The organism is Gemmiger formicilis (assembly GCF_016901605.1).
GTDB lineage: Bacteria > Bacillota > Clostridia > Oscillospirales > Ruminococcaceae > Gemmiger > Gemmiger formicilis_B.
The window spans coordinates 1-256 of record NZ_JACJKP010000647.1 but is presented as its reverse complement, the minus strand read 5'-3'; the positions used below and the strand labels follow the sequence as shown (position 1 = coordinate 256).

Annotated in this window: 1 protein-coding gene; it reads left to right on the top strand. The window is 59.4% G+C overall.

Annotation, left to right across the window (positions count from 1 at the left end; all coding sequences use genetic code 11):
• Positions 1 to 256, top strand: a 256-nt coding sequence (locus tag H6B10_RS16300) for a DUF6076 domain-containing protein (protein ID WP_204652456.1), incomplete at both ends; no start/stop codon positions are given.

Below are 256 nucleotides of genomic sequence, written 5' to 3'. Positions count from 1 at the left end.
CCGTTCAGCTCAGCTGCAAAGTATTGTGACCGCAAATCTCCCAATGGCGGGCAGCGCACCTGCAAGGAAGTGGCCGCCGAGGAAGTGGCAAAAAGCCGCACGGTGGACCCCGCGGTGGCGCTCTACACCAAGATCGGCAACAAGCTGAACGGCAGACTCAGCCGCTTTTTGTACATGTCCGATGCCTGTCGCAAAGCTACCATTACCCGCTGGAGGGCAGAAGTAAAGCCCCTGGTGTCGCAGGCATCGGAGCATC